This is a genomic window from Caulobacter sp. SSI4214 (assembly GCF_012184455.1).
In the GTDB taxonomy this organism is placed as follows: Bacteria; Pseudomonadota; Alphaproteobacteria; order Caulobacterales; family Caulobacteraceae; genus Caulobacter; species Caulobacter vibrioides_E.
The window spans coordinates 15,109-29,194 of sequence record NZ_SZWJ01000054.1; the positions used below are offsets into that span (position 1 = coordinate 15,109).

The window sequence follows — 14,086 nt, forward strand, 5'->3', positions numbered from 1 at the left end:
TGTCGGGAGCCGCGCGGGCTCCAGAGCGCGTCAGGCTTAAGTGTGAGCGGCTAAACCGCTCGAACGCGCTGGCTCTAGCGCGGCGACAGGATCTGGGTCAGTCGGTCCGGTTGGTCCGTCAGGCGCTTCAGGCGCGGATATTTCAGGCCGCCGTGATATGCGATCCGCACGAGCCGCGCCTTGTCGTCGGCCTTGACGGTCAGGACGATCGGCGGCGCGCCGGGCCTGGCGGCGGCGGTGATCGCCGCTTTCAGGGTCTCGGGCGTGTAGGGCTTGCCGCCGACCTTGACGATGTGGGTCCCGGCGATGACGCCCGCCTGGAACAGCGGGCCGTCCCACAGGACCTCCTTGACCGCGCCGTCCCAGCCGATCTCCCCGCCCAGCGAGAAGGTCAGCAGGCTCGACTTGGCGTCCCTTTCGGTGGCGCGGATATAGGCCGACGGGCGGGTCTCGAAGGCCACGGTCCAGCCCGAACGAGTCAGGCCGTCCATCGGCGCGTGGTCGTGGGCGTCGAGGCGCGCGTTCAGGAAGCTCGCCCAGTCGTAGGGCGTCACCGCGTTCAGGGCCGCGACGACGTCCTCGAACTGGTAGGTCGAGACGGTCATGTCGCCGTCGTCCACGCCCAGGAAGGCGCGGGCGAAGTCGTCCAGCGACTTGGCGTCCTGGGTGCGCGCGCGGATCAGGGTGTCGACGTCCAGCCAGATCAGCTGGCCTTCCTCGTAATAGTCCAGCGCCCGCAGCCAGCTGGTCGACCCCGTGCCGCCCACCGAATTGATGATGTAGGCGTTGGTGGTGTCGCGCAGCGCGCGCCAGCGGCGGCCCGGCGTCGCCTGGGCGTTGGCCGCGATCAGGGCCAGGCGCTGGCGCATCTGGTCGGGCGAGAACAGTCCCGACCGCGTGGCCAGCGTGTCGCCATAGTACTCGGTCAGGCCCTCATAGACCCAGAGCAGGCTGTCGCGCATCGGCGTGGTGTAGTCGGGCGTCCAGAGGTCGGCCGGACGCCGGTGCTTGCCGTTCCAGGCGTGGACATATTCGTGGGCCAGGATGTCGCGGCCGTTGAACGCCGTGTCCCAGGCCGAGAAGTAGCCGCCGGAGTTGTAGCCGTTCTCGCTGGACCTCTGGTGCTCGGCGCCCAGATAGCCGGCCGTGGGATTGAGGCTGAGCAGGAAGTCGTAGTGATCGAAGTTGCGCGCGCCGCCGAACAGCTTGTCGGCCTGCTGGACCAGGCGGCGGTGCGTGTCGATCTGGGCCGGCGTCGCCTTCAGGTCCTTGGGCGCGTCCGCGAAGACGCTGAGGCGAACGGGCCGGGGCGAGCCGGGGTCGAGATCGAACTCGGCCTTGTGGCGCCCGGCGTAGACCGGGGAATCCATCAGGGATTCGAAGCTGGTGACGGCGAAGCGCGTGGTCGCGCCGGTCGTCTCGGCGCCGTCCAGGGCGGTGGCCAGGCGCCAGCCCTCTGGAATGGTCAGGGTGGGCCTGACGCGGATGCGGCTGACCGCGTGGCCGGCCGGATAGAGGGCGACGGCGGTCCATTTCAGCAGCACCAGGTTCGGCGTCACCGCGATCCGCACCGGACCGCCGGGCTGGGCCGTGGGCTGTTCCAGTCGAACGGTCAGGGCGCGGACGCCGTCCGGCACGTCGACGTGAAAGGCGGTCATCTCGACCGGATCGCGCCGCCATTCCAGGCGCTGGCCGGTGTCGGTCGTGATCGTGAAGCCGCTCATCAGCACGATCTGGGCGCTGGGCGAATGCTCGCCCGGGATCCATTTGGGCAGGGACAGCACCAGGGGACCCGGCGTGACGGGGAGGGTCTCCGTGACCCGGAACACCTTGCGCGTCGTATCGCTGACATCGACCTTCAGGTCGATGACGCCGGGATAGTCGACCGCCCGCGCCTCCGGGATCGGCGGCGTGGGCGGGGCCGGGCGGGGATCGGCCCGCGCCGGCGACATCGACAGCGCCAGGCAGGCGGCCAGGAAGAGCTTCGGCGTCATGGACACTCCCGCGCGAAGGGATGGAGCGGCCGCCGGCGCGACCGCTCCGGACCGCGCCATCAAAGGCCGCTGGCGCCGCCGAACTTGTGGGTCAGCTGCAGGTAATAGCTGCGCCCGGTCGCCGAGAACCACGAGGTGTCATAGTACGGATAGCCCGAATAGGTCGGGTCGCGCGGCGGCTTCTGGTCGAACAGGTTGTCGACCGCCAGGCTCAGGCGGGTGCGATCGGTGAGGTCATACTGCACCGTGCCGTTGACCATGTAGGTCGCCTTGGTCCAGCCGTCGTTGTTGTAGTTCGGGATCCGGCTCAGGCGCTGGCCGTGCAGGCCGACGCTGAGGGCGTTGAGACGCCAGTTGATCGAGGCGCTGCTCTTGGTGCGCGGAATGTCGTAGCCGCTGTCGAAGGCCAGCTCGTTCTTGATCGGGTCGCCCGGATACTGGCGGCTGGTGTGGTTGTGCACCCAGGTGTGGGCCAGGCTGAAGTCGAAGACGCCCAGCGCGCTGGTCGGCAAGCGATAGTGCGCCGCGACGTCGATGCCCGTCGTGCGCTCGGTGGCGACGTTGATCGGGTTGATGGTCACGCTGCTGATCGCGCCCGGATTGATGGCGGCGGTCAGCGGGTTGCGCTTCACGCGGGCCAGGGCGTCGACGCAGGTCGGCGAGCCGACGCTGACCGGCGTGCCCGCCGAGGTCTGGCCGATCCGGCAGTCGGCTTCCTGGCGCAGGACGCTGTCCAGGCTCATGTCCAGCACGGCGTTGTCCAGCTGGACCCGGAAGTAGTCGACCGAGATGTCGAAATTGCGCACCGGCGACCAGACCGCGCCGTAGTTGAACGACTTGGAGGTCTCGGGCTTCAGGTCGAGATTGCCCAGGCGCACCTTGACCAGGCCCTCGTCGGCGTAGCTGCAGTCGCCGATGTCCTGGCCAGGCTGCTCGACGCGGCAGCGATAATAGTCGGTGCCCGAGGGGTGGCTGATGCCCTCCTTGGCGAAGACATAGTGCAGGTCGGGGGCGCGGAAGCCGGTGCCGTAGGCGGCGCGCAGCAGCAGGGTCTTCATCGGCCGCCACTCGACGCCGCCGTTATAGGTGAACTTGTCGATCGTGTTGCTGTCGTACTTGTAGCTGTCATAGCGGCCGGCGGTGGACAGCTCGACCGTGCTCAGCAGCGGGGCGCGGAACTCGTAGCCGGCGCCCCAGTGGTCGCGGGCGCCCGACCCGTCGGCGTCGCGCAGGTGATAGTAGTAGTTCACGGTGGCCAGCGGATCGAGGCCCAGCTTGTAGGACTGGTGGCCGTACTCGGCGACGGCCGCGAAGCCGACCGGACCGGCCGGCAGGCGGAACAGTTCGGCCTGGTTGATCTGGAACGACACGCCCTGCTGGCGCGCGACGGGCTCATAGGTCGTGCGCGCGGTGATCGAGTCGTACTCGGCCGTGGTCAGCGGCTTGTAGAGACGCGCCGGATCGGCGTTGAAGATCGCGTAGCCGGTGTCGGGATCCACGCCGAGCTGCGGACCCAGGAAGAAGGCGTTGGCCTTGGCGGCGACCACCTTGGGCCAGCTGATCGACGAGCGGTACTGGCTGAAATTGTAGAAGGCCTCGTAGTTCCAGCCGCCGCCCAGCGCGCCCTTGACGCCCGGGGTGATGCTGAAGGTGCGCGAGACGTTCTTGATGAAGCCGTTGTTCAGCCCGCCCATTTCCTCGGGCGTGAAGTTGCGGTGCCACTCGTCCAGCCCGCCGCTGAACTGGTTGTAGAAGATGCCGTCCTCGCTGCCCTTGGCGTCCTGATATTCCCAGTTCAGCACGTCCTGGAACTGCCGGGTGCGGCTGTAGCCGGCCGAGATGTCGGCGAAGAAGGACAGGGTGTCGCGCGGCGCGTAGTTGAGCGAGGCGACGACATTGGCGCTCTTGCGCTCGCTGACGATGGTGCCGTAGCCGATCGAGCTGTAGCTGCCGCAATAGAAGCCCGGATCGCCGTCGGGACCCCAACCCGGCCGGCTGGCGTACTCGATCGAGCCGTTGTTGAGCCTCGACAGCGCCTTGCAGGTGTTCGCGCCGGGATCGACATAGACGTCCTCGGACGGATCGATCCGCAGGAAGTCGCGCCGCGCGATCGCGGTGCGGCGGCTGGGGCTGTCCTTGGTGCTGTCCTGGATGGCGCGGTCGTAGGCCCACATCGGGTGCTGGTCGACGAACTCGCCGCCGATCGCGAGGCTGAAGTCGCCCTTCGAATAGCCGGTCGAGACATTGACCCGCTTGCTGGCGCCGCCGCCGTGCTCATAGTCGCCGAAGGTCACGTCGACGGTCGTGCCGTCGACCTTTTTCTTCAGGTTGAAGTTGACCACGCCCGAGATGGCGTCCGAGCCGTAGACCGCCGAGGCGCTGCCGCTCAGCACCTCGATCCGGTCGATCATGCCCAACGGGATCGACGAGGTGTCGGTGAACGCGCTCTTGCCGTTGTAGGGCAGGGGGAAGTCGGCGATGCGGCGGCCGTTGACCAGCACCAGCGTGTGGTTGGGGCCCAGGCCGCGCAGGTCGACCTGCTGGGCGCCGGGGGTCCAGTCCATGCCGCTGGACGATTGCTGGGTCTGGGTCTCGCCGCCGTTCTGGGTCAGGGAGCGCATGACGTCCGGCACGCTGTTGAAGCCGGCGGCCTTGATGCTGTCGCTGGTGATCACCGTCACGGGCGCGGGGCCCTCGGTCGCGATGCGGGGGATGCGGGAGCCGGTGATCACCAGCGCCTCGACCGCGTCGCCGTTGCTGGACGTCGTCGTCTGAGCGTTGGCCTGGCCGATGATCATGAAGCCGGCCATGCCGGCCAGCGCGCTGGCGCGAAGAAGATGCGTCTTCATCCTGTCCCCCTTTTTTGTTGCGTCGTCGGTCCAGCCCCGGGCGCTCGAGCCCCGGCGCCGCATGGGAATTGGCCCCATTTGGATCGCGACTTTCTCAGATTGGAAGTCGGAAAAGTCATTTTGTCAAAACTTATGGACATATTGCGCGCATCGTGCAGCAATTTGGTCATAAAGCCGGCAAGACAGGGCGACGTGCTGTTTTCGGCGGTGAAACGCGTTGTCACCGCTCGCGAAAGCCCGCCGGGCGGCTAGGCTGGGGGCGAACGGAGGAAACCGAATGGCTCGATGGGGAACGGCGGCGGCCATGGCCGCCTTGCTGATGGGCGCGGGCGCCGCGAGCGCGGCGACTCCGGCGGGACCCGACGCGGTCGGCCCGGGCTACGAATATTATCGGATCGGCGACGTGAACGCGCCGACGCCCGGCAAGACCGGCCCGCTGCTGGGCCTGTTCGGCGGCGGCGACTGGCCGGTCGAAGCCTTCCGGCAGTTCGTCAAGCAGTCGGGCGGCGGCCATATCGTCGTGCTGCGCGCCCGGGGCGGCCGCGAACTGCAGGACGAGATCTACAACGACGTCGGCGGCGCGGCCTCGGTCGAGACCCTGGTGATCCACGACGAGGACGCCGGTAACGATCCCAAGCTGCTGGCGATCATCGCCCACGCCGACGGAATCTTCTTCGGCGGCGGCGACCAGAGCAACTATGTGCGGGCCTGGAAGGGCTCGGCGCTGAACAAGGCGCTGGACGCCCACGTCAAGGCCGGCAAGCCGATCGGCGGCACCAGCGCCGGCCTGGCGGTGCTGGGCGGCTATGTCTATGGCTGCCTGGACTCGATCAGCCTGACCTCGCCGGACGCCCTGAAGAACCCCACCGGACCCAGCGTGACCCTGGTGCGCGACTTCCTGCACCTGCCCTATCTGTCCAAGGTCATCACCGACACCCACTTCGACAAGCGCGATCGCCAGGGCCGGCTGGTGACCTTCGTCGGACGCTTGATCCAGGAGGAGAACGACCCCTCCATCACGGGCCTGGGCGTCGACGAGGCCGGGGCCGTGCTGATCGACGGGCAGGGGGTGGGCCGCTACTACGGGCCGGGCCACGCCTGGCTGGTGCGGCCGCTGAAGGCGCCGGCCACGATCATCGCCGGACAGCCCTTGACCTACGCGTCCTTCCCCATCGTCGGGCTGGGTCCCGACAGCACGCTGGACTTCAAGACCTTCCAGGTCACCAAGCCCGACTTCACGATCACCGCCCGCGTGGACAAGGGAACCCTGATCCGCAGTGACCGATAACGCTCGACCGCCTCAGACCGAGATCAAGATGACGCTCAACACCGCTCGCCGCCTCGCCCTTCTGACCCTTTGCGGCCTGGCCCTGGCCTCGCCGGCCCTTTCATCGCCAGCGGACGGCGACGCCGCGCCGAAATGGTCGCTGGCCGTGCACGGCGGCGCGGGCGTGCTCGAGCGCGGGGAACTGACCCCCGAGAAGGACAAGGCCTATCGCGCCGGACTGGACGCGGCCCTGGAAGCCGGCGCCAAGATCCTGAAGGCCGGCGGCTCCAGCCTGGACGCCGTCGAGGCCGCCGTGCGCGTGCTGGAGGACAATCCGCTGTTCAACGCCGGCAAGGGCGCGGTGTTCACGGCCGAGGGCCGCAACGAACTGGACGCGGCGATCATGGACGGCGCGACCCTGAAGGCCGGGGCCGTCGCCGGCGTCACGCGCACCCGCAATCCGATCAGCCTGGCCCGCGCGGTGATGGAGAAGTCGCCCCACGTGATGCTGGCGCGCGAGGGCGCCGACCAGTTCTCCAAGGAAATGGGTCTGGAACAGGCGCCGCCGGCGTATTTCTATACCGAGGATCGCTGGAAACAGCTGCTGGCCTGGCGCAAGGATCAGCACGCCATGCTTGATCCCACCCACCTCTTCGGCACGGTCGGCGCGGTGGCCCTCGACCAGAAGGGCCACGTGGCCGCCGCCACCTCGACCGGCGGCATGACCGGCAAGCGCTGGGGCCGTATCGGCGACAGCCCGATCATCGGCGCGGGGACCTATGCCCGCGACGGGGACTGCGCGGTGTCGGCCACCGGCTCGGGCGAGTACTTCATCCGCGAAACCGCCGCGCGCCAGGTCTGCGACCGCGTGGCCTGGAAGGGCGAGACCATCCAGCAGGCCGCCGACGGGACCATGGCCTCGATCACCAAGATCGGCGGCGACGGCGGGCTGATCGCCATCGACGGCCAGGGCCGGGCGGCGTTCGGCATGAACGACCTGGGTATGTATCGCGGCGCGATCTCCTCGGCGGCGCCGACGCCGCGCACGGCGATCTATGCCGACGAGCCTTCACCGCGTTGATCTGAAGCGCCAAGCAGGGGGGCTGACGGCGTGACGAAATCGGATGACCGGGGACTGGACGACCTGGACCGGCGCCTGCTGGCCATGCTGCGCGAGGATTCCCGCCAGCCGGTGACCAAGCTGGCCGGCGACCTGGGCCTGTCGCGCGCCAACGTCTATGCCCGCCTCAGCCGCTTGGAGGAGGACGGGGTGATCGGCGGCTACACCGTGCGGCTCGGCGACCCCTATGATCGACGGCTGATCCGCGCCCAGGTGATGATCAAGGCCCAGCTGAAGCACGCCAAGACCATCGAGGAGGCGCTGGCGGCGATCTCGGAGCTTTCGGCGCTGCACGCGATTAGCGGCGAGTACGACCTGATCGCCGTGGTCGAGGCCGAGACGGTCGGCGAGCTCAACACGCTGATCGACCGCATCGGCGAGATCGAGGGTATCGAGCGGACGACCTCGTCGATCCTGCTGGCGACGAAAGTCCTGCGTTAGGGGCAAGCGCGGCGGTTTCTCTCGCCGGACCCGCCCAACTCGACGGTTTCCTGGGGAGCGCGCGGCATAAGCTGCCGCGTGAGCTTCAGCGGAGAAACCTCTTGAGCCTCCAGCGGATCGATACGGGACCGGGCTTCCTGGGCGTCGCGGCCGACGCCGGCCGCGCGCGCGCCGCGCCGCGGGCTCACGTGATGTTGCGGCTGGCGCGCCGAGACATGGCCGAGGCCGAGCGCGCCCTGGCCGACGTCGCCGGCCTGACCGCCCTGCACCAGATTTCCGGCGACTATGACCTGGTCGCCGTCGTCGAGGCCGCCCACGACGAGGCGCTGGACGCGCTGATCGCCGAGATCGCCCGCCTGCGCGGCGTCAGCGCCGCCCTGGCCTCGCGCCTGACCCCCTCCGCCAGCCTTTCCCGCGCCGCGTCGTTCGCGACCTGAAGACCGCCGCGCGCTCCCTAAAAAACGCCAACACGAGAATCCGCCGTGGACTTTCCCTATCCGTGCCTGATGTTCCTCGCCGACGTCGATCGCGTCAGCGCCAAGACCGCCCTGGGCGTCGCCTACTGGCGGCCGGACGCCTGCGTCGGCCAGCTGCGCCTGCCGGGCTGCGAGGTCGATCTGGGCCTGTCCGACATGACGCCCGGCGCGGCCAAGGCCGCCGGGGCGCGGTCGCTGCTGATCGGCGTCGCCAACGCCGGCGGCTTTATCCCGCCGCGCTGGGAGGCCGTGCTGATCGAGGCGCTGGAAGCGGGGCTGGACCTGGTGTCCGGGCTGCACACCCGCCTGGCCAGCCTGCCGCGCGTGCGCGAGACGGCCGAGCGGCTGGGGCGGCGATTGTTCGAGGCCCGTGAGCCCGATCCGCGCTTCATCGTCGTCGGCGAGGGCGTCAAGCGCGACGGCCAGCGGCTGCTGACGGTTGGCACGGACTGCGCGGTCGGCAAGATGTACGCGGCCCTGGCCATCACCAAGGACCTGAAGGCGCGCGGCGTCAGCGCCGATTTCCGCGCCACGGGCCAGACCGGCATCTTCATCGCCGGCTCGGGCGCGCCGATCGACGCCATCGTCTCGGACTTCGTGGCCGGGGCGGCCGAGGTCCTGAGCCCGGCGGCTCACGCGGATCACTGGGACGTCATCGAGGGGCAGGGCTCGCTGTTCCACCCGGCCTATGCGGGGGTGTCGCTGGGCCTGCTGCACGGCAGCCAGCCGGACGCCCTGGTCGTCTGCCACGACGCCACCCGCGCGGCCATCGACGGGCTGGAGTCGTTCCCGACGCCCAGCCTGGCCGAGGCGATCGAGCTCAATCTGCGGCACGCCCGGCTGACCAATCCGGCGGCGCGAGTGGTGGGCGTCTGCGTCAACACCTCGCGTCTGTCGCCGGAGGCCGCCGCCGACTACCTGCGCGACGTCGCCGCCGAGCTGGGCATTCCGTGCTGCGATCCCGTCCGCACCGGCGTGGCGGCGATCGTCGACGGCCTGGTCGCGGCCTGATGCGCCTGACCGCGCGCAGGCGCGTCCACGACCTGATCGAGCCCTTCGTCATCGCCCGCAAGGCCTATACCGAGGCGGTGGTCGTCGAGGTCGAGATCGAGGCCGACGGCGCGATCGGGCGCGGCGAGGCGGCCGGGGTCGACTATCGCGGCGACACGCCGGACCGGATGCTGGAGCAACTGGGCGATCTTTCCGAACGCCTGGAGCGCGGCGGGCGCCTGGACCGCGAGGCGCTGGCGGCCCTTCTGCCGCCTGGCGGCGCGCGCAACGCCGTGGACTGCGCCCTCTGGGACCTGGAGGCCAAGCGGTCGGGCGTTTCGGCCGCGGTCCGGGCGGACCTCGCGCCCCTGCGCACCCTCGAGACCTTCGTCACCCTGGGCATGGACACGCCCCAGGCCATGGGAGCCAAGGCCCGTCGCTGGACCGCGCGCTACGCGGCGCTGAAGGTCAAGCTGGGCGACGCCGACGACATGGCGCGGCTCGAGGCGATCCGGGCGGCGGCGCCGCGCGCCCGCCTGATCGCCGACGCCAACCAGGGCTGGACCCTGGCCCAGCTCAACGACCGCGCGCCGCGCATGGCGGCGCTGGGGGTGGAGCTTCTGGAGCAGCCGCTGCCGGTCGGCCGCGACGACGAGCTTTTCGACTATCGCGGCGCCGTGCCGCTCTGCGCGGACGAGTCGCTCGATGACCGCGCGGATCTGGACCGGGTCGTCGGCCGCTACGCGTTCGGCAATATCAAGCTGGATAAGGCCGGCGGGCTGACCGAGGCCCTGGCCCTGGCCGACGCGGCGCGGGCCCGGGGGCTGCGGCTGATGGTCGGCTGCATGGAGGGCACGTCTCTGGGCATCGCCCCGGCGCTGCTGCTGGCCCAGACGTGCGAGATCGTCGACCTGGATTGCCCGATGCAGCTGGTCCGCGACGTCGACGGCGGCTTCGGCTACCTGGACGGCTGGCTGAGGCCGAACGGCCCCGATCTGTGGGGATAGGCTTCAGCTTTCCAGGTCTTGACCTGTCGCCAGCAGCGCCGCCAGATCGAGAGCGCCTTCGCCCTTCAGCTTCTTGGTGACGGGCAGGGTGACGTAGTCGAACGAGACGTTCAGCGTGTCGAGCATGTGCTCCATGATCGTCTGATAGTGCTCGATGCCGAAGGCGGCGATGGTGATCAGATAGTCGACGTCGCCCAGCACCGCCTGGCAGCCGATGACGTTGGGCAGGTCGGCGATCCCTGCCTCGAACACCTTGGCCCTGGCGTAGGAATAGTCGGTCAGCTTGATCTGCACGACGAAGGTCGACAGCTTGGCCAGCCGGCCCAGATCGATCTCGGCGTGGTAGCCCCGGATGATCCTGGACTTCTCCAGTCGCTTCATCCGCTCCCAGCAACGCGAGGCCGACAGGCCGACCAGCTCGCCCATCGCGGCCTTGGTGACCCGACCCTGGCGTTGCAGCAGCGCCAGGATCTTGATGTCGATCCGATCGAGATCCTTGCGCTGATCACTCATGAGCCTTCCTTGCGGGTGTCGGCCAAAGGCTTAGCGCGACAGGGGCGGGAAAGGTAAGCGCCCGCGCCGCCTCGCGGGAAGGCTCCTCGCGTCCGAAGGCCTCGAAACAGCGGAAACCCTCGCCGGCGCGCGCTAGAGTTCGGGCGGGCAACAGAGCGTGAGCGCATGAGACTTTCCCTTTTCGGTTCGGCCCTGGGGCTGGCCTGGCTGCTGGGGTCCAGCGCCCTGGCCTCGACCCTGATCGTCCACGCGCGCGTGGTGGACGGGACCGGCGCCGCGGCGCGGGCCGCCAGCGTCCGGATCGACAAGGACCGCGTCGTCGCCGTCGGCAAACTCAAGCCCCGGCCCGGCGAGGCGATCGTCGACGCCAAGGGCCTGACCCTGGCGCCCGGCTTCATCGACGCCCACAGCCACCACGACCGCCAGGCCGAGAAGACGCCGGAGATGGCGATGCTGGCCGCTCAGGGCGTGACCACCATCGTGGTCGGGCAGGACGGCGAGTCGGCCTTGCCGATTGGCGCCTATTTCGACCAGCTGACCCGTTCGCCGCTGGCCGTCAACGTCGCCTCCTACACCGGCCACGGCAGCCTGCGGGCCCGGGCCATGGGTCAGGACTACAAGCGTCCCGCCACCCCGGCCGAGATGGCGGCCATGAGCGCCGACCTGGCCCGCGACCTGCGCGCCGGCTCGCTGGGCCTGTCGACGGGGCTGGAATACGATCCGGGCATCTACGGACCGCCGGAAGAGGTCGTGGCCCTGGCCAAGACGGCGGCGGCGGGCGGCGGACGCTATATCAGCCACATGCGCAGCGAGGACGTGAAGCTGGACGCGGCGATCGACGAGGTCATCGCGATCGGCCGCGACGCCAAGCTGCCCGTGCAGATCTCGCACCTGAAGATCGGCATCGTCGACCGCTGGGGCGAGGCGCCGAAGATCCTGGCCAAGCTGGACGCCGCCCGCGCCCAGGGCGTGGACATCACCGCCGACGTCTATCCCTACGGCTACTGGCAGAGCAATCTGTCGGTGCTGCTGCCGGAACGGAACTTCGAGGACAGGGCCGCCGCGCGGTTCGCCCTGACCAAGCTGACCACGCCCGAGGGCCTGCGGATCGCGGTGTTCGCGCCCGATCCCTCGCTGGTCGGCAAGACCATCGCCCAGATCGCCGCCGAGCGGCGCGCCGATCCGGTCGAGACCTATCTGGCCCTGACCAAGCAATCGGAAGCCTACCGCGCGGCCCATCCGGAGGTCGAGCGCGTCGACGCGGTGATCGGCTCGGCCATGTCCGAGGCCGACATCGCCGCCTTCGTCGCCTGGAAGCATTCGGTGATCTGCTCGGACGGCATGACCCACGGCCTGCATCCGCGCGGCTTCGGGGCCTTCGCCAAGATCCTGCGGGTCTATGTGCGGGAAAAGCATCTGCTGACCCTGGAGCAGGCGGTCCACAAGATGTCCGCCCAGACCGCCGCCCAGCTGGGGATCGCCGAGCGCGGAACCATCGCGCCCGGCTTCCACGCCGATCTGGTGCTGTTCGATCCCGCGCGCATCGCCGACCGCGCGGATCTGGAGCATCCCAACGCCCTGGCGACCGGTGTCAGCACCGTCTGGGTCAATGGCGCCGTCGTCTTCGACAAGGGCGTCCCGACGGCCGCGCGGCCCGGGCAGGTCGTGCGCCGGGCCGGCTGGCGGCCTGGGGGCTAAGCCGCTTCCGTCATCTTGAAGATGCCCTGGGCGTTGCCGCTGTCGAACCGCAGGTCCAGGCGCTCGACGCCATGCGCGTCGACGAAGCGGTCTCGGCTGATGAACTCGTGGAACGAGCCCGGCACGACCCGGCTTTCCTCGCCCGCGTCGGTGACGAACGTCCGCGTGACGGGCTGGGCCTTGAAGGCGGTCTGGCGCACGCGGCCCGAACCGGAGATCTCGACGGCGTCCTTGATCGGTCGGCCGAGCGCCTTCTGAGCGTCGGACACCGCCTGGACGTCGGGAACGCGGTCGGTGGCGTGGTTGAAGGCCTGGCCCTCGGTGGCGATCCAGGCGGCCTCGGCCGACTCCGCCTTCAGCGCCTCGTAGTGCTCCAGGCGGAGCGGACCGTGGGTGCGGGCGAAGGCGGCGATCACCTCCGGCAGAGCGGCGCGCGCCTGGTCCAGATCGCACGCGCCCTGGGCCGCGAAGGCCTCCAGCGCCGCGCGGGCCGCCGCGCCGAGCGGATCGGCCGACGAGTCGAACACCGCGTGGGCGATGACCTGGAAGGCCGGCGAGAAACGCTGGACGTGCAGCTCGCTGACGAAGAACTGCGGGATCGCCTCGGGCAGGTCCAGATGGGCGTAGGCCCGGCCGGTCATCTTCAGCCTGTCCAGCGGATAGACGTCGGCGACGGCGTAGCCCAGCGGCGCCAGGATGCGGGCGAAGGCCAGGTGTCCGGCCGGCAAGGCGCCGGTCGGTCCGTCGCCGAAGTCGATCGTCCGCAGGGCGCCGTGGTCGAACAGGATCTTGTGGCCCTCGGCCCGACGCTCGGTCACATAGGCCGCGCCCAGCGGCACGCGGTTCATGACGTCATGGAAAAGCGCCGCGTTCAGGGCCATGGCGAAGACCGCGCGCGAGACCGGGCCGTCGGTCTCGGCGGTCAGGACGGGCGCGATGTCCAGGACGTCCAGGATCGCCGTGGCCGCCTTCTGGCCCAGGACCGAGGCGACGAGGGTGGAGAGATGCGACATGGGCAAGGTCCTCAGACGTCGAAGGTCACGCCCTGCGCCAGCGGCAGGGTGGTCCCGTGATTGATGGTGTTGGTGGCCCGGCGCATATAGGCCTTCCAGCTGTCGGAGCCGGCCTCGCGGCCGCCGCCGGTCTCCTTCTCGCCGCCGAACGCCCCGCCGATCTCGGCGCCCGAGGGACCGATATTGACGTTGGCGATGCCGCAGTCGCTGCCTTCGGACGACACGAACAGCTCGGCCTCGCGGACGTTCAGGGTGAAGATCGACGACGACAGGCCCTGGGCCACGTCGTTCTGGGCGGCGATGGCGTCGGCCAGGTCGCCGTAGCGCATGACATAGAGGATCGGCGCGAAGGTCTCGTGGCGGACGATGTCGGCCTGGCGGTCCATCTCGACCAGGGCGGGGGCGACATAGAAGGCGTCCGGCCCGGCGATATCGACGCGGGCCCCGCCGGTGACCGCGCCGCCGGCCGCGCGGGCCTGGTCGAGGGCGGCTTGCATGGCGTCGAACGCGGCCTTGTCGACCAGCGGGCCGACCAGCACGCCGCCGGCGCGCGGATCGCCGACCGGCACGCTGGCATAGGCGGCCTTCAGGCGGGGGACGAAGGCGTCATAGACGCTGTCGTGCACGAACAGGCGGCGCAGGGTGGTGCAGCGTTGGCCGGCCGTGCCCATGGCCGCGAAGGCCACGCCGCGCAGCGTCAGGTCCAGATCGGCCGACG

General features: G+C 69.7%; 12 protein-coding genes. 7 read left to right on the plus strand and 5 right to left on the minus strand.

The window, feature by feature from the left end; all coding sequences use genetic code 11:
- Window positions 1-74: 74 nt before the first annotated feature.
- Together FCU40_RS15245 and FCU40_RS15250 are read right to left on the minus strand one after the other, a co-directional pair.
- Window positions 75-1,994, minus strand: a complete 1,920-nt coding sequence (locus FCU40_RS15245) for a M61 family metallopeptidase (RefSeq protein ID WP_168076043.1) — start codon at window positions 1,992-1,994, stop codon at window positions 75-77.
- 59 nt (window positions 1,995-2,053) lie between these two features.
- Complete coding sequence (locus FCU40_RS15250; RefSeq protein WP_168076045.1) at window positions 2,054-4,843, minus strand: TonB-dependent receptor; 2,790 nt, start codon at window positions 4,841-4,843, stop codon at window positions 2,054-2,056.
- Window positions 4,844-5,120: 277 nt separating this feature from the next.
- Here FCU40_RS15250 and FCU40_RS15255 point away from each other — a divergent pair, with 277 nt between their 5' ends.
- From FCU40_RS15255 to FCU40_RS15280, 6 genes are all read left to right on the plus strand, one after another.
- Window positions 5,121-6,131: a cyanophycinase gene (locus FCU40_RS15255; protein WP_168076047.1), complete on the plus strand. Its 1,011-nt coding sequence runs from the start codon at window positions 5,121-5,123 to the stop codon at window positions 6,129-6,131.
- Between the two features lie 28 nt (window positions 6,132-6,159).
- Complete coding sequence (locus tag FCU40_RS15260) at window positions 6,160-7,191, plus strand: isoaspartyl peptidase/L-asparaginase (protein WP_168076049.1); 1,032 nt, start codon at window positions 6,160-6,162, stop codon at window positions 7,189-7,191.
- A gap of 30 nt (window positions 7,192-7,221) precedes the next feature.
- On the plus strand, window positions 7,222-7,671 hold the full coding sequence (locus tag FCU40_RS15265) for an Lrp/AsnC family transcriptional regulator (RefSeq protein ID WP_168076051.1): 450 nt from the start codon (window positions 7,222-7,224) through the stop codon (window positions 7,669-7,671).
- A gap of 101 nt (window positions 7,672-7,772) precedes the next feature.
- The gene (locus tag FCU40_RS15270) at window positions 7,773-8,108 is read left to right on the plus strand and encodes an Lrp/AsnC ligand binding domain-containing protein (protein ID WP_168076053.1); all 336 of its coding nucleotides are present in this window, start codon (window positions 7,773-7,775) and stop codon (window positions 8,106-8,108) included.
- A 45-nt stretch (window positions 8,109-8,153) separates the two neighbouring features.
- Window positions 8,154-9,158 (plus strand): DUF1611 domain-containing protein, encoded by a 1,005-nt coding sequence (locus tag FCU40_RS15275; protein ID WP_168076055.1) that lies wholly within the window; start codon window positions 8,154-8,156, stop codon window positions 9,156-9,158.
- Entirely contained in the window at window positions 9,158-10,144 is a 987-nt protein-coding gene (locus FCU40_RS15280) for a dipeptide epimerase (RefSeq protein WP_168076057.1), read from the plus strand. Before FCU40_RS15275 ends, FCU40_RS15280 begins: the two co-directional genes overlap by 1 nt.
- Before the next feature lie 3 nt (window positions 10,145-10,147).
- On the opposite strand, the gene FCU40_RS15285 is transcribed toward FCU40_RS15280, so the two are convergent.
- A complete protein-coding gene (locus FCU40_RS15285) occupies window positions 10,148-10,657 on the minus strand; it encodes an Lrp/AsnC family transcriptional regulator (RefSeq protein WP_004619914.1) in 510 nt (169 codons plus the stop codon).
- A 165-nt stretch (window positions 10,658-10,822) separates the two neighbouring features.
- Between FCU40_RS15285 and FCU40_RS15290 the strand changes: the two genes are divergently transcribed.
- On the plus strand, window positions 10,823-12,355 hold the full coding sequence (locus FCU40_RS15290; protein ID WP_168076059.1) for a D-aminoacylase: 1,533 nt from the start codon (window positions 10,823-10,825) through the stop codon (window positions 12,353-12,355).
- On the opposite strand, the gene FCU40_RS15295 is transcribed toward FCU40_RS15290, so the two are convergent.
- Together FCU40_RS15295 and FCU40_RS15300 are read right to left on the minus strand one after the other, a co-directional pair.
- Complete coding sequence (locus FCU40_RS15295; RefSeq protein WP_168076061.1) at window positions 12,352-13,368, minus strand: DUF1338 family protein; 1,017 nt, start codon at window positions 13,366-13,368, stop codon at window positions 12,352-12,354. The genes FCU40_RS15290 and FCU40_RS15295 overlap by 4 nt on opposite strands.
- 11 nt (window positions 13,369-13,379) lie before the next feature.
- Window positions 13,380-14,086, minus strand: a 707-nt coding sequence (locus FCU40_RS15300) for an aldehyde dehydrogenase family protein (RefSeq protein ID WP_168076063.1), incomplete at its 5' end; no start/stop codon positions are given.

Bases quoted from the DNA above. Each gene is read 5' to 3' on its own strand.
- FCU40_RS15260 (WP_168076049.1), top strand. From the start codon at position 6,160: ATGACGCTCAACACCGCTCGCCGCCTCGCCCTTCTGACCCTTTGCGGC.
- FCU40_RS15245 (WP_168076043.1), bottom strand. From the start codon at position 1,994: ATGACGCCGAAGCTCTTCCTGGCCGCCTGCCTGGCGCTGTCGATGTCG.
- FCU40_RS15280 (WP_168076057.1), top strand. From the start codon at position 9,158: ATGCGCCTGACCGCGCGCAGGCGCGTCCACGACCTGATCGAGCCCTTC.
- FCU40_RS15285 (WP_004619914.1), bottom strand. From the start codon at position 10,657: ATGAGTGATCAGCGCAAGGATCTCGATCGGATCGACATCAAGATCCTG.
- FCU40_RS15250 (WP_168076045.1), bottom strand. From the start codon at position 4,843: ATGAAGACGCATCTTCTTCGCGCCAGCGCGCTGGCCGGCATGGCCGGC.
- FCU40_RS15255 (WP_168076047.1), top strand. From the start codon at position 5,121: ATGGCTCGATGGGGAACGGCGGCGGCCATGGCCGCCTTGCTGATGGGC.
- FCU40_RS15290 (WP_168076059.1), top strand. From the start codon at position 10,823: ATGAGACTTTCCCTTTTCGGTTCGGCCCTGGGGCTGGCCTGGCTGCTG.
- FCU40_RS15295 (WP_168076061.1), bottom strand. From the start codon at position 13,368: ATGTCGCATCTCTCCACCCTCGTCGCCTCGGTCCTGGGCCAGAAGGCG.